Source organism: Pantoea sp. UBA7232 (assembly GCF_002473195.1).
GTDB classification, from domain to species: domain Bacteria; phylum Pseudomonadota; class Gammaproteobacteria; order Enterobacterales; family Enterobacteriaceae; genus Pantoea; species Pantoea eucrina.
This window is the reverse complement of record NZ_DKTK01000018.1, coordinates 404,222-422,939: the sequence shown is the minus strand read 5'-3', so window position 1 is coordinate 422,939 and position 18,718 is coordinate 404,222. Positions and strand designations below refer to the sequence as shown.

The window sequence follows — 18,718 nt, the reverse complement described above, 5'->3', positions numbered from 1 at the left end:
AGCAGAGCATAGCGGATAAACCGGCTGATATAATTAAGAATCTGTGACGCTATGCCAGCGTAATTATTGCGTACAGAAATTAACGTGGCTGCGCAAAGCGGGCAGAAATAAAAAGTTTGTAATAATGATTAAATGGCCGCTGCAAAGACTTTGCATAATCGCCGGGCGCCTATCATCATTACCTCTCCTCTCTTATCCAAAGTGATTTGGTACTCTCTTGCAAAATCCCGGTGTGGCAGTAATGCGGGCGGTGCGTAATACGGCGTGGTATCTGCGGCGCCGGATGTACCGCACGCTGTTGTGGCGTGAGATCGCGCCGCTGGCGATCCCTATCTTTATTGAAAACCTCTGCGTAATGCTGATGGGCGTGCTAAGCACGTTTCTGGTCAGCTGGCTGGGCAAAGAGGCGATGGCGGGTGTCGGGCTGGCAGACAGCTTCAACATGGTGATCATCTCCTTTTTTGCCGCTATCGATCTCGGCACCACGGTGGTGGTGGCGTTTAGCCTGGCGCGCCGTAACGGTAAACGCGCCCGCGCCGCCACCCGGCAGTCGCTGGGGCTGATGACCGTGCTGGCGCTGGTGCTGGCGCTGGCGATTGAGTTCTGGGGACACCTGATTATCGACGTCATCGCCGGCAGCGCCGATCCGCAGGTCAAACAGCTGGCGCTGAGCTATCTGCAGACCTCCGCCTGGAGCTACCCGGCGGCGGCGATTGCGCTGATCGGCAGCGGCGCCCTGCGCGGGGCGGGCAACACCAAAATCCCGATGCTGATCAACGGCGGCATGAATATCCTGAACATCATGATCAGCAGCGTGCTGATTTATGGCGCGCTGGGCTGGGAAGGGATGGGCTTCGTCGGGGCGGGCCTCGGGCTGACGATTTCGCGCTATATCGGGGCGCTGGCGGTGCTCTATGCGCTCTGGCGCGGTATCAGCCCGGCGCTGAAGCTTACGCTCAGCAGCTACTTCCGCCGCTGGGATCGCGCCATTCTGATGGAGGTGCTGGGCATCGGGGTGCCGGCGAGTATTGAGTCCGTGCTGTTTAACGGCGGTAAGCTGCTGACGCAGATCTTTGTCGCCGGTATGGGCACCAATGAAATCGCTGGCAACTTTATCGCCTTTTCTATCGCCACGCTGATTAACCTGCCGGGCAACGCGCTGGGTTCGGCCTCTACCATTATTACCGGCAAGCGTCTGGGACGGAATCAGGTGATGCAGGCGGAGCGGCAGATCAGGCATGTGTTCTGGCTGGCGATGATCGGGCTTTGTACGCTGGCGCTGATCACCGTGCCGCTGGCGGGTACGCTGGCGCGCTTCTATACCCGCGACCCGGAAGTGATTGAAGTCACGAAACATCTGATCTGGCTCAACGCCGCGTTTATGCCGATCTGGACCGCCTCCTGGGTGCTGCCTGCCGGACTGAAAGGCGCCCGCGATGCGCGCTATACCATGTTTGTATCAATGTTCAGCATGTGGGGCGCTCGCGTGGTGGCAGGCTACCTGCTGGGCATCGAACTGGGCATGGGGGTGATCGGCGTGTGGCTTGGCATGTTCCTGGACTGGACGGTGCGCGGTCTCTGCTTCTGGTGGCGGCTCAATAGCGGCAAGTGGCTGCATAACTACCGGCGTATGGTGGCAAAAGCGGCTGGCTCAGCACCATAACTCACGCAAAGGCGTCTGCGGCGGGAAATGGTGGGCACACTGCGCCTGCAGCAGCTCGGCACAGCCCAGCGCGTCCGTCAGCGCATTATGGGCCGGATAGTGCGGCAGATGATAGCGCGCCCGGCTCTCCGGCAGGCAGAGCGAGGGACGCGACCTGCCGCGCCAGAGTCTCTTCAGCCGGCTGACCGGGGCGTGCTGACAGAGCAGCCCCTCCAGCGCCAGCGTGTCGATACAGGGGAAAATAATGCCCTCTCCGATGCGCCGCTGCAGCGCCGCGTTCAGAAAATGCTGCTCAATGCCGCGATGGTGCACCACCATGACGCGACCCGCCATCATCGTCAGCAGCTTCAGCAGCCGCTCGCTCAGGTCGGGCGCCTGCGCGACCGTCGCGTGGGTGATGCCGTGGATCACCACCGATTCATGGCGCAAGTCGGCCCGCGGGTTGAGGATCCAGTGTGCGCTTTCACTCAGCCGGATACGCGTCAGGCTGAAAGGGATAAGGCCAATACTGACAATATCGTCGCGCCGGGTATTCAGCCCGGTGGTTTCAAAATCCATTGCCAGCAGCGGCACCTCGCCGATCGGCGTCGCCGCGTCCGGTACGCCAGCCCGGTAGTAGTGCTGCAGCGCCGGATGGCGTGCCGTGGCGGCCTGCTGCGCCAGCAGCGCGGGCCACGCGGGCGAGACTTCCGCATGCGGCGCCGGCGCGGGGGCTGAACGCAGCAGCTGTTTACTGATGTGCAGCATGTTTACCTCACACTTTCCGGCCTGGCTGATAGCGGTATTTGAGAAATTTTTGTGCGTTGCTCAGGATCTGAAACGCATCTTTGAGATTTTTGCGTTCGAACTCAGAAAGATTAAGCGGTTCAATGCGGTTATCCGGCTCCTGACCGCTCTCCACGTCCTGCGCCTGATGGCGGATACGCACCATCGAGATAAACTCCAGCGCATCGCGCAGATCCTGACCGCGTCCGTGCGGCAGCAGGTCGGTTTGCATAATATCCTGCAGCCGATCAAACGAGTTGCGAGCGGCTGAACCGGCCGCCAGCGCGTGCACGCGGATCAGATCCGCCAGCGGCGCGGTGCCGCGCCGTTTCATATCGATAGACTGCGTATGCTGACCGGAAGGCTCCATGACAAAATTTTTAAAGAACCCCAGCGGCGGTTTGCGCAGCAGCGCGTTGCGCGCCATGCAGGCGAGAAAGCGCGAGTTGTGCCGGACTTTATGCGTAATGCGTTTATTCAGCTGCTCGCACCACGCCAGCTGGCCCCAGACGGCATCAAGATCGAAGAAGATTGCGCTGTCGAGCAATGTCTGCGGGGAAGGGGTGTCGATCCACTCATCAAAGTATCCTTCCCAGACGGCCAGCGGCTGCCGCCAGCGGCCGTTAGTGGCCATGATGTTGCCGCTGCAGTAGTGATAGCCGCACGCCGCCAGGCCGTCACAGACGCGGCGCGCCAGCGCCATAAAATAGGCTTCATGGCGGGATGCATCATACCGGTTGTCGAGGATCAGTGCGTTATCCTGGTCGGTGACCAGCAGCTGCTCCTGACGCGCCATCGACCCCAGCGTGATAAAGCAGTAGGGCACCGGCGGCGGCCCCAGCTCCGCTTCAGCCAGCGCCAGCAGCCGCTGCGTAAAACTGCGTCCAATCACCGCCATGGCGCGGCCCGTCATCTGCGAATTGGCGTCTTCACGCACGATGCGGCTAAAGCAGGCGCGTACCTCATTTTTCAGCGTGCTCAGCTCACTGATGCTGTTGCAGTGAAAAATGCGGCTGACGAGAAACAGGCTGTTTTGTGACTCATAGCGGATAATATCTGACTGGGAAATCACTCCTACCGGCAGATCCTGCTTCAGCACCGGCAGATGATGTATGTTGTGCTGCATCATGATGAGCATCGCTTCAAACACCAGCTGGTGGTGACTGACGTGGGTCAGCTGCCCGGTCATAATTGTCGCGACTGGCGTATCGAAGCTCAGGCCGCGGGCAATTACCCGGTCGCGCAGATCTTTATCCGTGACGATCCCAGCCAGCGTTTGGGAACGCTCCCCATCCGCCTCCGGGGTCACAATCAGCAGGGATGAGACGCCCTCTTTACTCATTTTCTGTGCGGCTTCACACACCGTGGCGCGGCTGTCGATGGTCACCGGTGGCCGGCTGATTAGCGCCTCGATGCGCGACGTCATCAGGCCGCTCGCCTCTTCGGTACGCGCCACGGTCTGCCGCAGCCGGGTGCGATCTTCCACCTCTACCAGGTCGGCAAACTCTTCATATTTGCTGAACAGCTCATTAAAAATCGGGGCGGGAATCAGATAGGTCAGCGTATCTTCCAGGGCGGTAACCGGAAAGCGCACGCTGTTCTCGCGCAATAAGCCGAACTCACCAAAATAGCCGCCGGCGCTGAGGCGATTATAGAGGTCGCCGTTGCGGCGATAGATCTCCACTGCGCCGCTGCGGATGAGATACCAGGCGTCAACCTGCTGACCAAAGGTGAGGATCGGCGTGCCGGCTTTGTAATAGCTCACCTCAAGGGTGGCTGCGATCCGCGCCAGCGCCGTCAGCGGCAGGGTGTTAAACGGCGGGTAGCGCTGAATAAAATCGATGATTTCCTGATGTCCGGCCTGCATAGCGATCTCCCTTCCTGCACCTGCAGCGGCGGATAGCCCGGTCGGCTATCCGCCTGCTTACGTGCTATTGATTGCGCACGGCGGGAGCCGGGCGCGTCGGGCGCGGCTCAGAGAGCAATCCCTTTACAACCGCGACCGACGCGACCAGCAGCACCAGCGCAAAGGGCAATCCGGTCGAGACCACCATCGCCTGCAGGGCATCCAGCCCGCCGCCGAGGATCAGCGCAATGGCCACCAGCGCTTCAAACACGCACCAGAATACGCGTTGCGCAGTCGGGGATTCAATTTTACCGCCGGAGGCGATGATATCGATCACCAGCGTGCCGGAGTCAGCTGAGGTGACAAAGAACACCACCACCAGAATGATGGCGACCACGCAGGTGATTTTTGCCAGCGGTAGCGTGTCGAGCATGGTAAAGAGCTGCAGCGGCAGAATGGCATCGGCAATACTCTGATATCCCTCAGTAAAATATTGATGGATAGTGGTGCCGCCCAGTACCGTCATCCACAGTACACACGCCAGTGACGGGACCAGCAGCACGGAGATGATAAACTCCCGTACCGTGCGACCACGTGAAATACGCGCGATAAACATGCCGACAAACGGTGACCAGGAGATCCACCACGCCCAGTAGAAGGAGGTCCAGCCGGCGGCAAAATTGCTGTCTGGACGGGAGACCGGATTGGAGAGCGCGGGCAGGAACTCAATATAGGAGACGAGGTTAGAGAAAAAGCCGCTAAACAGCAGCATGGTCGGGCCGACCACGATAATAAACAGCAGCAGCAGACCGGCGAGGATCATGTTCGCTTCTGATAAGCGCCGCACCCCGGCGTCCAGCCCGGCGACCACAGAAAAGGTGGCAATAGCGGTAATCGCGATCACCAGTACAATCTGCGTGGTTTGTCCCAGCGGTACATCAAACAGGAAATTGAGTCCGGACGCCGCCTGCGAGGCACCCAGCCCGAGCGAGGTAGCGAGGCCAAACAGCGTGGCCAGCACGGCAAGGATATCGATCAGATGACCGGGCCAGCCCCATACGGCGTCACCCAGCAGCGGATAAAAGAGTGACCGGATAGTCAGCGGCAGGCCTTTGTTAAAGGTGAAGAGGGCCAGTCCCAGGGCAAGAACCGCATAGATCGCCCACGGATGCAGCGCCCAGTGGAAAATGGTAGCCGCCATGGCCAGCCGCGTGGCCTCTTCTGCTGATCCACTCGCACCGCCCAGCGGCGCCCAGTCGGTACGCACGCCATTTTCAGCCACCGTGCCGCCCATCGCGCTGGAGAAGTGTGACAGCGGCTCCGAGACGCCGTAAAACATCAGGCCGATGCCCATACCGGCGGCAAACAGCATCGAAAACCAGGTGACATAGTTGTAATCGGGTCGGGCGAGGGTGCCGCCGAGACGCACCTTGCCCAGCGGGGAGAAAACCAGACCCAGGCAGATGATCACGAAGACATTACCGGCAGAAAGAAAGAACCAGTCGAGTTTGCTGGTAAGCCAGTTAAGCATACCTTTAAACAGCGGGGCAACGTCACTCTGAAACACCAGCGTTAATATAACGAATACGATTACGGCAATGCCGGATATAGCGAATACCCGGTTGTGAATATCCAGACCAAATGGCCCGACGTTCACGATAATATTATCCTGGCCTACCTGATAGTCAGTATCATAGGGCGATACTTCGCCATCAGGCGTCATCGGATCTCTGGAATCCGCCATAGTGATTTCCTCGCGACTTACGTGTTGTTGTTAAAAACCGGCGCTGCTATCAGGCCAGGTTCTGTTTTATTTAACGCTGAAGATCGTGATCAATCCCTGATTACCCTGTTTTCCGCAAAAAGATAAAAGCGTGCAGCCTGCGGGTGCATTGGCTGCACATTTATATTCAACACTGCACCGGCTAACTAAATACCACCGTGCGCTTGCCGCTTAAAAATACGCGTTTCTCGACGTGATAACGCACCGCGTTAAATAGCGTGACGCGTTCAATATCCTGTCCGCGGCTGATAAGATCGTCGGGATAGAGCGCGTGATCCACGCTCTGAATACCCTGCGTAATAATCGGTCCCTCATCCAGATCATTATTAACGTAGTGCGCCGTGGCACCGACCATTTTGACCCCTTTCTCCCACGCCTGATGATAAGGACGCGCGCCTTTAAATCCCGGCAGCAGAGAGTGATGAATATTAATGGCTTTACCGTCGAGCTTTTCACACATCCGCGGTGAAAGAACTTGCATGTAACGTGCCAGAACCACCAGGTCGATATTATATTGTTCCAGCAGAGCGAGAATCTGCGCTTCCTGTTCTGCGCGATTCGCATTATTTACCGGCAGGTGGTACCAGGGGATGCCGTGCCATTCCGCCAGGGAGCAGAGATCGGGATGGTTTGAAATAATCAGCGGCACATCAATAGATAATTGTCCGGTGCGATGCCGGAATAACAGATCGTTCAGGCAGTGATCAAATTTAGAGACCAGAATAGCCACGCGTTCACGATGCTGCGGCGGGGTAAGCTGCCACTGCATCTCAAACGGAGTGACGCGCGGCGTAAAATTATCGCGAAATATATCGGTACTGAAGTGCGCGGCTGGTGAGAAAGCGACGCGGATAAAAAAGTGGTGGCTGACGCGGTCGTCAAACGAATGGATCTCATTAATATAGTGACCCGATTCCGCCATAAACCGGGTCACGACATCCACCGTGCCTAATTTACTCGGGCAGCTGGCGGTAAAAATCCATGAATCGGGCAGCACGCTCATGGGCGACTCCTGATAATAAGGGAAAGGCGTGCCGGCGGACAGAGAGCCGCGCCAGCACGGCCGGATATTACGCGGTGATCTTCAGCCCATATTCGCGGCTGGCATCCCGCAGCCAGAGCCAGATGTACTCTGCAAAGCTGCGGCGGATCACCAGCTCCCAGCTTTCCGGACCGGTGCGGCGGATCAGCGCGCTGCTCTTCGCAAACACCGATCCGGCAACTTTGCCGACGGGAAACTGTGACGGATGCAGGTCAAGCACCGTGCTCTTTTTCAGTACATCGACCGCGTGTTTACCGGAGAGCGCCAGAATGGTCTGTCCGCCGCTGACGTTCACCACCGAAAAGTGACCAGTAATTTCAGCGCGCAGCGCTTTCTCCACCGGGAACAGCTGATCCATCGGCAGTACCACCAGCCACTCATCGGGGCTCAGCCAGCGCACGGAGATATCGCCATCTTCGGCGGAGGTCAGCGGCGCGGTGGGCAGCGGCAGGCCTAATACCGTCAGGCAGCCCTGCATAAAGCTCGCGCTGTTTTGCGAACCGCGCAGCACCAGATGCCCGCGCAGCGCCAGCTCACGCAGTTCAACGCCCGCCTGCTGCGACTGGCTGGCAGTGACGTTACCGCGATCGGCATGGTGCAGCGGCGATTCAGCGCGTACCTGCGGCGCACTCTGGTTCATTACCGCGACCTGTCTGACGGCCTCTGCGGGTTTGGTTTCAGGTAAGAGGGTTTCAGACATGTTGACGTTCTCCTTTCGGATCGATAAAGACCGGGCTGCAGATTTCCGCTTCCACCACGCGGCCATCTGCCAGCGGATAAAACACGGTTTCGCCCATACGCTGCAGTCCGCCTTTGATAAAGCCCATTGCGATACTGCGGTTCAGGTTGGCGCTCCAGTAGCTGGAGCTGACGTGGCCCAGCAGATCCATCGGCACCGGCTGCTGCGGATTAGCGACCGCCTGCGCGCCTTCCGGCAGGACCACCAGCGGATCGCGCGTTTTCAGGCCGACCAGCTGTTTACGCTGCTCGCGCACGCAGTCTGCCCGCGCCATACCGCGCTTGCCGATATAGCTGAACGGCTTTGAATCGGCGACGCACCAGCCCATATTGAGATCGTGCGGCGTCACCGAGCCATCCGTATCCTGACCGGCAATAATAAAACCTTTCTCCGCCCGCAGAATGTGCATGGTCTCCGTGCCGTACGGCGTCAGATCATATTTCGCGCCGTGCTCAAACAGCTTCTCCCAGACCGCAAGGCCGTAGTTTGCCTGCACGTTGATCTCAAACGAGAGCTCACCGGTAAACGAGATGCGGAAGATACGCGCCGGTACGCCAGCGACCGTGCCTTCCTGCCAGTCCATGAACTTAAAGGTCTCTTTATCCAGCGACACATCGCTGCAGAGTTCCGCCAGCAGGTTGCGGCTCTCCGGACCGGAAATGGTCATGGTCGCCCAGTGATCGGTTACGCTGGTGAAGAACACCTCCAGCTCCGGCCACTCGGTCTGGTGGTAGAGTTCCAGCCACTCCATAACGTGCGCCGCGCCGCCGGTGGTGGTGGTCATCAGAAAGTGGTTCTCCGCGAGACAGGAGGTTACGCCGTCATCAAACACCATGCCGCTTTCACCGCACATCAGGCCGTAGCGGCACTTGCCGACGCCGAGTTTAGCCCAGGCGTTGGTATAGACGCGGCTGATGAATTCGCGCGCATCTTTGCCCTGAATATCAATTTTGCCGAGGGTAGAGGCATCAAGGATGCCGACGCCGCTGCGCACCGCGCGGCATTCGCGATCCAGCGACTGCTGCATGGTTTCACCCGGACGCGGGTAGTACCATGGGCGCTTCCACTGGCCAACATCTTCAAATTTCGCCCCCTGCTGCACGTGCCACTTATGCATCGCGGTAAAGCGTTTGGGATCGAACAGCTCGCCGCAGTTACGCCCCGCGATAGCGCCAAAAGCGATCGGGGTATAGTTCGGACGGAACACCGTGGTCCCGGTCTCGGGAATGGTTTTGCCCGTTACTTTGGCGGCAATCGCCATACCGTTGATGTTGCCGAGCTTTCCCTGATCGGTACCAAACCCCATCGCCGTATAGCGCTTGATATGCTCAATCGCCTCAAATCCTTCGCGCGTTGCCAGCGCAATGCCGGCCGCTGTGACATCATTCTGATAGTCAACAAACTGCTTTGGCGCGCGGCTGATCGGTTTGGTGTGCGGAATATGAAACAGCGCGGCGGGCGGATGCTCAATCCACTTTTTCACCTCGGGCAGGGCGACCTCAACCGGCGTCAGGCCGAGTTGCAGTACGGCATCCTGACCCGCTTTGATCCCTTCCTGCAGCACATTGTCGAGCGCGTAGCGGCCATTGATGCCGCCCGCCGTCAGCTGCTGCTGCGCGGTCGGGCCGGGCAGAAAGCCAATCACTTCATTGTTCCAGACCGGACGGCTGCCGGTATGTCCGGCGAGGTGGATCACCGGGCTCCAGCCACCGGAGCTGGCGACGGTATCGCAGGAGAGGGTAAAAGGCTTACCGGTGAGGGCGTCGCCTTTTTTATCGATGGCGGCAATAGTGACGCCGCTGACGCGCTTTTTACCCTGCACGTCGATCACCGCGCTGCCGCTAATTACCCGAATGCCGCGGCGGCGCACGGCGGCGGCCAGCTCGCCTTTGGTGGCGGCGCGGGTATCCACTACGGCCACCACTTCGCGCCCGGTATCGGCCCAGTCCAGCGCGGTCTGATAGGCGCTGTCGTTGGTGGTCATCAGCACCAGCTGATTGCCGGGCACCACGCCGTAGCGGTTGATATAGACGGAGATGGCGGAGGGGATCATGCAGCCGGGCACATCGTTATGGCTGAAGACCAGCGGGCGCTCCTGCGCGCCGGTGGCAAGCACCACCCAGTGCGCCCGCACGCGGTGCATGCGCTGGCGTACCTGTCCGGCCGCCGCGCGGTCGCCGTGGTAATCGGTGCGGTTCTCATTAATGGTGAGGAAATTATGATCGTGATAGCCGTTCACCGTCGCACGCATCAGCAGCATCACTTCCGGCATAGTGGCCAGCTCAGCCACCACCTCAGCCACCCAGTCAGCGGCAGGCTTGCCCTCAATCAGTTCGCGGCTGGCGAGCAGATGCCCGCCCGGTTCGCTCTGCTCATCCGCGAGGATCACGCGTGCGCCGCTGCGGCCGGCGGTCAGCGCCGCCATCAGGCCCGCCGGACCGGCACCGACGATCATCACATCGCAGTGCTGATTCATGGCGTCGTAGATATCAGGATCTTTTTCGCGCGGCGCGCGGCCCAGACCGGCGGCCTTGCGGATAAATTTCTCGTAGGTGGGCCACATTGACTGCGGATACATAAAGGTCTTGTAGTAAAAGCCGGGCGGCATCACTTTACCGCCAAGATTCCCCACCAGCCCCATCAGATCGGACTCCACGCTGGGCCAGCCGTTGGTGGCGGAGCAGACCAGGCCCTCATAGAGCGTCTGCTGCGTGGCGCGCACGTTCGGCACCTGCGTCGCCTCTGAGGCGCCCAGCTGCAGCACCGCATTAGGCTCTTCCGCGCCCGCGGCAACGATGCCGCGCGGGCGGCTGTATTTAAAACTGCGTCCGACAATATCGATACCGTTGGCGAGCAGGGCAGAGGCGACGGTATCGCCTTCGTAGCCCTGATACTGACGGCCATTCCAGGTAAAGTTCAGCGTGGTGGAACGGTTGATTCTGCCGCCGGACGGCAGGCGATTTTTCTGGCTCATGCTCTGCGCTCCTTACCCTTGCTCGCCGGTTTCAGGCTGTTCATCGAGGGTGTATACCCGTTTGATCTCATACGTCTGCGTGTCGCGCGTCAGGTTGAAAAACTTGCGGCAACCGGCGCTGTGCACCCAGAGTTCGTTATGCATGCCGCGCGGGTTTTTACGAAAGTAGAGAAAGGTTCCCCACTCCTCGTCGCTGCAGGCATCCGGATTAGCGGGCCGGGCGATATGCGCCTGACCGCGCGGATGAAACTCTTCTTCTTCGCGATACTCACCGCAGTGAGGACAGTAAATGTGCAGCATGCTAAAAGTCCTTAGTGGGCCACGCCCGCAGCGCCATGTTCATCAACCAGAGCCCCGGTATAAAAGCGGGAGAGGGCAAAAGGTTCAGCTATCGGATGCGGCGTGCCGTGCGCCAGCTGGTGGGCAAACAGGTTGCCGGAGCCGGGGGTGCCTTTGAAGCCGCCGGTGCCCCAGCCGCAGTTGAAAAACAGGTTGCGTACCGGGGTCGCGGAAAGGATAGGGCTGGCGTCAGGGCAGGTATCGACAATGCCGCCCCACTGGCGGTTCATGCGTACGCGGCTGGTGCAGGGGAAAAGCTCAACAATCGCCTGGATCGTGTGCTCAATCACGCTGTAGGATCCGCGCTGGCCATAGCCGACCCAGCCGTCGATGCCGGCGCCAATCACCAGGTCGCCTTTATCAGACTGGCTCATGTAGCCGTGTACGTGGTTGGACATCACGACCGTATCGAGAAAGGGTTTAATCGGCTCGGAAACCAGCGCCTGCAGCGGATGCGACTCCACCGGCAGTTCAAAGCCCGCCATTTTTGCCATCACGCCGGAGTTGCCGGCGGTCACGCAGCCCACGCGGTCGGCTTTAATTACGCCATGGTTGCGGGTTTTCACGCCAGTGATCTTGCCGTCGCTGATCTCCATATCGATCACTTCACAGTTCTGGATCAGATCCACACCCAGACTGTCGGCTGCGCGGGCATACCCCCAGGCCACCGCATCATGACGGGCGTTGCCGCCGCGCCGCTGCACCGAGGCGCCCAGCACCGGATAGCGCGCATCTTTACTGCAGTCGAGCGCCGGGATCTCACGCTGCAGCTGGTCGCCATAGACCATTTCGTTATCGACGCCCTGCAGGCGGTTGGCGTTCGCCAGCCGCTCATTGGTGCGCAGATCCTGCAGCGTATGGCAGGTGTGATAGACACCACGCTGCGAAAACATCTGGTTGTAGTTCAGCTCCTGCGACAGGCCTTCCCACAGCTTCATGGAGTGCTCATAGAGCGCGGCTGATTCATCCCACAGGTAGTTAGAGCGGACAATGGTGGTGTTGCGGCAGATGTTGCCACCGCCGAGGTGGCCCTTTTCCAGCACCGCCACATTGGTAATGCCGTGCTCCTTTGCCAGATAGTAAGCGGTGGCCAGACCGTGACCGCCGCCGCCGATAATAATCACGTCATAGCGTTTCTGCGGTGTCGGGTTGCGCCAGACCTTCTGCCAGTTCTCATGAAAGCTCAGACTGTGTCTGAGCAGGCCAAATCCTGAATAGCGTTGCATGTTTATCTACTCCCGTAACAATACCGCGTGTGCGAATGGACAGAGGGTAAGACGGCGCCCCGCGGCAGGCCGGGGGCGTTCTGGCTTAGCGGTAAACCGGGAAATCTGCACACAGCGACAGCACCTGCTGCTTCACCTGCGCAATTTTCACTTCCAGCTGCTCCTCGTTGTGCATGACGTCGAGGATGTCTGCGATCCAGCCTGCCAGCGTGCGGCAGTTCTCCTCGCTAAAGCCGCGCGTGGTGATCACCGGTGCACCGATGCGCAGGCCGGAGGTCACAAACGGCGACTGCGGATCGCCCGGTACAGCATTTTTATTGACGGTGATATTGGCGCGCCCCAGCGCGGCGTCCGCCGCTTTGCCGGTCAGGCCCTGTTTGATCAGGCTCAGCAGAAACAGGTGGTTATCGGTACCGCCCGAGACCACATCGTACTGACGTGCAATAAAGACCTCCGCCATCGCCTGCGCATTTTTCACTACCTGGCGCTGATAGTTTGCGTAGTCAGGCTGCATCGCCTCTTTAAAGGCTACCGCTTTGGCGGCGATAACATGCATCAGCGGACCGCCCTGGCCGCCGGGGAATACGGCGGCATTCAGTTTCTTCTCCAGCTCCGGATTGGCTTTCGCCAGGATCAGACCGCCGCGCGGACCGCGCAGGGTTTTATGCGTGGTGGTGGTGACCACGTCAGCGAACGGCAGCGGATTAGGATAGATACCGGCGGCGACGAGGCCCGCGACGTGTGCCATATCGACAAACAGCCATGCGCCCGTTTTATCGGCGATAGCGCGAAAGCGCGCCCAGTCAACCACGCGTGAATAGGCGGAGAAGCCAGCCACAATCATTTTTGGCTTATGCTCCAGCGCCAGCGCTTCCACCTGGTCGTAGTCGATCTCGCCGGTTGCTTCGTTCAGGCCATACTGCACGGCGTGATAGATCTTGCCGGAGAAATTGACGTGTGCGCCGTGCGTCAGATGGCCGCCGTGCGCCAGGCTCATGCCCAGCACAGTGTCACCCGGCTGGCACAGTGCCATATAGACCGCCGCGTTAGCCTGCGAGCCGGAGTGCGGCTGCACGTTGGCGTAATCGGCCCCGAACAGCGTACAGGCGCGTTCAATGGCCAGTTTCTCCACGATGTCGACATATTCACAGCCGCCGTAGTAGCGTTTGGCCGGATAGCCCTCCGCATATTTATTGGTCAGCACCGTTCCCTGCGCCTGCATAACGCGCGGGCTGGTGTAGTTCTCTGAGGCGATAAGCTCGATGTGCTCTTCCTGACGTACCGCTTCCTGCTCTATTGCCTGCCACAGTTCACTGTCAAAGCTCTGAATGGTGTCGCTTTTCGCAAACATGCTCTCTCCTTGCCCGGATAATCGCGCGGCGCCTGCTCCGGAACTGAGCCATTCAGGGCAGCGGTAAATTGAGTGTGGGTTGATAATACCCAGCGCCACTGCGGCCAGGATGTTTGGTAACGCCGGGGCTATGTCAATTTGCGACATAGGGCGCTGCCCGCCACCCTGCGGCAGGGTAAGGCGGCTACGCCGGGCGGAAAATGGCGAGTTCACGGTGAAATGCGTCGTTCTCCGGCATCCATCGATTTTTTACGCCATCGATAATGCGGCAGGTAAACACTACATGGCCGTGAGCCCGGGAGAGCAGAATGAGTATTAGCGTCTTCGATTTATTTAAGGTCGGAATTGGCCCCTCCAGTTCGCACACCGTCGGGCCCATGCGCGCGGCGCAGCGCTTTGTTGAGCAGCTGAGCCAGAGTGCCAGGCGGCAGGCGCTCTGCCGCATTAAAATTGAACTGTTTGGCTCGCTGAGCGCAACCGGACGCGGGCACAGCACGGACAAAGCGGTGCTGCTCGGGCTGATGGGGGCCTCACCGGATACCATCGATCCGCACATCATTGACGCCACGGTACAGGCGATCTGTGAAACCGGTTCAGTGACGCTGCCGTGGGGCGAAAACATTGAATTTGACTGGCATCAGGATCTGCTGTTTGTGGATGACGTGCTCGCTTATCACCCGAACGCCATGCGGCTGAACGCCTATTTCCGCACCGGCGACAGCCTCTCGGTGGTCTATTACTCCATCGGCGGCGGCTTTGTGCTGGATGAAGAGGAGGCCACGGCCACTGCACATCTGGTGCCGCAGTGCACGCTGCCCTATGACTTTAACAGCGGAGCGGAGCTGCTGGCCCACTGCCGGGAAAAGGGGCTGCGTATCAGCGCGCTGATGCTGGAAAATGAAAAGGTATGGCGTGACGAAGCGGCGATCCGCAGCGGGCTGGCGCAGATCTGGCAGGTGATGCAGCAGTGCATCGCTAACGGGCTGGCCCAGGAGGGCATCCTGCCGGGTGGCCTGCAGGTGCGCCGCCGTGCGCCAGCGCTCTATCAGTCTCTGCGCCGCGCCTCAGCGGAGAATGTCATCAGCTCGACGCTCTCCGCCATGGACTGGATCAATCTCTATGCGCTGGCGGTCAACGAAGAGAACGCCGCGGGCGGGCGGATGGTGACGGCACCGACCAACGGCGCCGCCGGCATTGTCCCGGCCGTGCTGATGTACTACATGCAGTTTGAACCCCGCGCGCGCGAAGAGGATGTGGTGGACTTTCTGCTGGCGGCGGCCGCGGTCGGGGCGCTGTGCAAAAAGAATGCGTCTATATCCGGCGCTGAGGTGGGCTGTCAGGGCGAGGTCGGCTCCGCCTGTGCCATGGCGGCGGCTGGCCTCACGGACGTGCTGGGCGGCACGCCGGAACAGGTTGAGAACGCGGCGGAAATTGCGCTGGAACACAATCTTGGCCTGACCTGCGATCCGGTGGGCGGGCTGGTGCAGGTGCCCTGTATTGAACGCAACGCGATTGCGGCAATGAAAGCGATTAATGCCGCGCAGATGGCGCTGCGCGGCGATGGTCAGCACTTTATTTCGCTGGATAAAGTGATCCGTACCATGCGCGATACCGGCCGCGATATGCAGGATAAATATAAAGAGACGTCGAAAGGGGGTCTGGCAGTCAACGCGATTGAATGTTAATTCTGTGTAACTAATTGGTTACGACAGCTTATGCGGATCGCCATACGGACAGGCAGTTGACAGTGATGTAAAAGAGTGCAAAATGCGCTGACTTAACCAAAACGGGTCAGCGTCTGCACTGTTTTGAGGCTAAAGGGAGTAGTTCGTGCAGCAATGATCAAATCTGTGAAGCTGAACAAACATTTGTTTCGCTTATGTTAACTGTGTGTCATTTTCCGCAGGGCCATCCTGGTGACGAATGGCATGTCTGTTGCTTACTCTATAGGTGATGGAAAGCGATTGGGGGAGATGCCCCGGGTAATGTTTCTGTTTAGCCTAATAGAGGTCAGCGCACATGTTCGACACAGACGCAATTTTGAAAAGTCCCTCTACTGATATTAAAAAGCGCAGCGTAGGCTTTTTACTGGTCAATAATTTCACCATGATGGCTCTGGCAACCGCAGTTGAACCTTTACGCATGGCGAACCAGCTAAGCGGCAAAGAGTTGTATAGCTGGTGTACCGTCAGCGAAGAGGGTGCGCCCGTTGTGGCAAGTGATGGTATTTCAATTACGCCCGATCATTCGATGGCTAACGTGGCAGCACTGGATGTGCTGATCGTGGTCGGGGGTGTCAACATTACCCGCAGTTATACCAGCCGTCAGGTGAGCTGGCTGCAGAGCATGGCGCGCCGCAAAATCCTGATTGGCGGCATCTGTACCGGACCCTATCTGCTGGCGGAAGCCGGGCTGCTGGATGGGTATCACTGCAGCGCGCACTGGGAGTGCATTGCGTCCATGCAGGAGGCGTACCCCAAAGTCATCTGTACCAACCAGCTGTTTGTGATTGAGCACGATCGCATGACCAGCAGCGGCGGCACCGTGCCGATGGATATGATGCTGACCATGATCCAGCGCCACTTTGGCCACCAGCTCACCGCCGGTATTTCAGAGATGTTTATCTGCGACCGCGTACGCAATGAATCAGACTATCAGCGTATCCCGCTGCGTCACGTGCTCGGCACGGCGCAGCCAAGCCTGGTGGAGGCAGTATCGCTGATGGAGGCCAACATTGAGGAGGCGATCGATCTGGATGAGCTGGCAGGTTACGTCGGCCTGTCGCGCCGTCAGCTGGAGCGGCTGTTTCAGAAATACCTGCGCTGCTCGCCCTCACGTTATTATCTGAAGCTGCGGCTGTTCCGCGCCCGCCAGCTGCTGAAGCAGACCTCCATGTCGATTATTGAAATCGCCCTGGCGTGCGGCTTTGTCTCTACGCCGCACTTCAGCAAATGCTATCGCGAACATCTTGGCGTGCCGCCGCGCGAAGAGCGGCGGGGCGTACACAGTCAGGGAGGCGGCAAGACGCTGACGCAGTTCTTTATGGCGGAAATGCCCGGCCTGACAAACTGGCAGCAGGAGAGCACGGTATCCGCCTCTCTGCGCATCCTGAATGAGGCGCGCTTTGAGCCAACCTTTGGCTCAGTGGCACTGTCAACGGATCTCTGACGCCACCCGCCGCCTGTGATGCGTGCCGGCTGAAAACGCTGCCTTCAGGGCAGCTTTTTTATGTCCGCTCATCGGTTTAAACCATCCGTTCACTTTCCGGGGCTGCGCCAGCTGTCAGGCAAGTGACGTTTTCAGAACAATTCATCCGCAGCGTAAACCCTATTCTGTTTTCATTCGGCCGCACCCGGTTATGAATCAAACCAGAGAGGAAGATATGAACGCTACTGAATTGCACGATTCTGCGATTGTCATCGATGGGCTGGTAATTGCGAAATGGGACAGAGAGCTGTTTGAGGATATGCGCCGCGGCGGGCTGACGGCTGCCAACTGCACGGTCTCCGTCTGGGAAGGGTTTCAGGGCACGGTTAATAATATCGTGGAAATGAATAACCTGATTGCGCAGAACGCCGATCTGGTCACCAAAGTAACCAACACCCGTGATATCCGGCGCGCCAAAGATGAAGGCAAAACCGGCATCCTGATGGGCTTCCAGAACGCGCACGCGTTTGAAGATCAGCTGGGCTACATTCAGGTGTTCAAAGAGCTGGGCGTGGGCGTGGTGCAGATGGCCTATAACACGCAGAATCTGGTCGGCACCGGCTGCTATGAGCGTGATGGCGGCCTCTCCGGTTATGGTCATGAAGTCGTGGCGGAGATGAACCGCGTCGGCATGCTGTGCGACCTTTCGCACGTGGGCGCGCAGACCTCAAAAGAGGTGATCCTCGCGTCGAAAAAACCGGTCTGTTACTCCCACTGCCTTCCCTCTGGCCTGAAAGATCACCCGCGTAATAAATCTGATGAAGAGCTGAAATTTATTGCGGACCACGGCGGATTTGTGGGCGTCACCATGTTTACCCCGTTCCTGAAAAATGGCATTCACTCCACGATTGAAGATTACGTGGAAGCGATCGACTACATCTTCAACCTGGTGGGTGAAGATCAGATCGGCATCGGCACCGACTTCACGCAGGGCCACGGTCAGGCATTTTTCGAGTGGCTGACGCACGACAAGGGCTACGCCCGCCAGCTCACCGACTTCGGCAAAATCATCAACCCGGAAGGCATTCGCACGCTGGGTGAATTCCCGAACTTAACGGCTGCACTGCTGCGCCACGGCTTTACCGAGAAGCAGGTGCGCAAATTTATGGGCGAGAACTGGCTCAACCTGCTGGCAAATGTCTGGCATGAGTGATCGTCTGGCCTGTTCACACCACTAAGCGAGGTAAACCATGGCACATGCGCCTGAAATGCCAATCAGCGTCGATGATGAAACCGGCGTCTGGACCACCGATGCGTTACCGATGTTGTACGTGCCCCGGCACTTCTTCGTGAACAACCATATGGGCATTGAAGAGGAGATTGGCGCTGAACGCTACGCCGCCATCCTCTACAAAGCGGGCTATAAATCGGCCTGGCACTGGTGCGAAAAAGAGGCTGCGCTGCACGGCCTCTCCGGTGACGCCGTATTTGAGCACTACATGAAACGTCTTTCTCAGCGCGGCTGGGGCTTCTTTTCCACCGAAGCGCTCGATCTGAAACAGGGCACGGCGCGGATACGACTCTATCACTCTGCGTTTGTCTATCAGTACGGCAAGGTCAACCGCAAGGTGGACTACATGTTTACCGGCTGGTTTGCCGGCGCGATGGATCAGATTGCGCAGAGCCTCGGCTACAGCGTGAAAACCCGGGCGGTGCAGACGCAGAGCGCGGCCGAAGAGGGATGTGAGTACGGCATTTTTACCGTTTCGCCAGTATAAAACCGGGTACGCAGCGCCGGCTGCGTACCCTGCACAACAACTGAACCGCAGGCTGGCGGGCCGGA

Annotated in this window: 14 protein-coding genes; 5 read left to right on the top strand and 9 right to left on the bottom strand. The window is 58.9% G+C overall.

Features of this window, described 5'->3' with window-relative positions:
- The first annotated feature begins 241 nt into the window (after positions 1-241).
- The gene (locus B4056_RS16555) at positions 242-1,663 is read left to right on the top strand and encodes an EmmdR/YeeO family multidrug/toxin efflux MATE transporter (RefSeq protein WP_288655374.1); all 1,422 of its coding nucleotides are present in this window, start codon (positions 242-244) and stop codon (positions 1,661-1,663) included.
- On the opposite strand, the gene B4056_RS16550 is transcribed toward B4056_RS16555, so the two are convergent.
- The 9 genes from B4056_RS16550 to glyA form a co-directional block, all read right to left on the bottom strand.
- Positions 1,652-2,410 carry a 3'-5' exonuclease gene (locus B4056_RS16550; RefSeq protein WP_113655049.1) on the bottom strand — a complete coding sequence of 253 codons (759 nt, stop codon included), beginning with the start codon at positions 2,408-2,410 and terminating at the stop codon, positions 1,652-1,654. The genes B4056_RS16555 and B4056_RS16550 overlap by 12 nt on opposite strands.
- Positions 2,411-2,417: 7 nt before the next feature.
- On the bottom strand, positions 2,418-4,295 hold the full coding sequence (locus B4056_RS16545; protein WP_288655371.1) for a DUF294 nucleotidyltransferase-like domain-containing protein: 1,878 nt from the start codon (positions 4,293-4,295) through the stop codon (positions 2,418-2,420).
- A gap of 64 nt (positions 4,296-4,359) precedes the next feature.
- On the bottom strand, positions 4,360-6,018 hold the full coding sequence (locus tag B4056_RS16540) for a BCCT family transporter (protein WP_113655050.1): 1,659 nt from the start codon (positions 6,016-6,018) through the stop codon (positions 4,360-4,362).
- A gap of 181 nt (positions 6,019-6,199) precedes the next feature.
- Complete coding sequence (gene purU / locus B4056_RS16535) at positions 6,200-7,060, bottom strand: formyltetrahydrofolate deformylase (protein ID WP_039385228.1); 861 nt, start codon at positions 7,058-7,060, stop codon at positions 6,200-6,202.
- 67 nt (positions 7,061-7,127) lie between these two features.
- Entirely contained in the window at positions 7,128-7,799 is a 672-nt protein-coding gene (locus tag B4056_RS16530; RefSeq protein ID WP_082032665.1) for a sarcosine oxidase subunit gamma, read from the bottom strand.
- Positions 7,792-10,812 (bottom strand): sarcosine oxidase subunit alpha, encoded by a 3,021-nt coding sequence (locus tag B4056_RS16525; protein ID WP_150034275.1) that lies wholly within the window; start codon positions 10,810-10,812, stop codon positions 7,792-7,794. Before B4056_RS16525 ends, B4056_RS16530 begins: the two co-directional genes overlap by 8 nt.
- A gap of 12 nt (positions 10,813-10,824) precedes the next feature.
- The gene (locus B4056_RS16520; RefSeq protein WP_150034277.1) at positions 10,825-11,112 is read right to left on the bottom strand and encodes a sarcosine oxidase subunit delta; all 288 of its coding nucleotides are present in this window, start codon (positions 11,110-11,112) and stop codon (positions 10,825-10,827) included.
- Positions 11,113-11,123: 11 nt separating this feature from the next.
- Positions 11,124-12,377 carry a sarcosine oxidase subunit beta family protein gene (locus tag B4056_RS16515; RefSeq protein WP_039385222.1) on the bottom strand — a complete coding sequence of 418 codons (1,254 nt, stop codon included), beginning with the start codon at positions 12,375-12,377 and terminating at the stop codon, positions 11,124-11,126.
- A gap of 85 nt (positions 12,378-12,462) precedes the next feature.
- A complete protein-coding gene (glyA, locus tag B4056_RS16510) occupies positions 12,463-13,728 on the bottom strand; it encodes a serine hydroxymethyltransferase (protein WP_039385219.1) in 1,266 nt (421 codons plus the stop codon).
- A gap of 308 nt (positions 13,729-14,036) precedes the next feature.
- Here glyA and B4056_RS16505 point away from each other — a divergent pair, with 308 nt between their 5' ends.
- The 4 genes from B4056_RS16505 to B4056_RS16490 all read left to right on the top strand — a co-directional run bounded on the left by B4056_RS16505 (position 14,037) and on the right by B4056_RS16490 (position 18,653).
- Positions 14,037-15,413, top strand: a complete 1,377-nt coding sequence (locus B4056_RS16505) for an L-serine ammonia-lyase (protein ID WP_039385216.1) — start codon at positions 14,037-14,039, stop codon at positions 15,411-15,413.
- A gap of 334 nt (positions 15,414-15,747) precedes the next feature.
- Positions 15,748-16,896: a GlxA family transcriptional regulator gene (locus B4056_RS16500; RefSeq protein WP_039385214.1), complete on the top strand. Its 1,149-nt coding sequence runs from the start codon at positions 15,748-15,750 to the stop codon at positions 16,894-16,896.
- A 214-nt stretch (positions 16,897-17,110) separates the two neighbouring features.
- Positions 17,111-18,088, top strand: coding sequence for a dipeptidase (locus B4056_RS16495; protein WP_039385212.1), 978 nt, complete (start codon positions 17,111-17,113; stop codon positions 18,086-18,088).
- 37 nt (positions 18,089-18,125) lie between these two features.
- A complete protein-coding gene (locus tag B4056_RS16490; RefSeq protein WP_288655363.1) occupies positions 18,126-18,653 on the top strand; it encodes a 4-vinyl reductase in 528 nt (175 codons plus the stop codon).
- Positions 18,654-18,718: the final 65 nt, after the last annotated feature.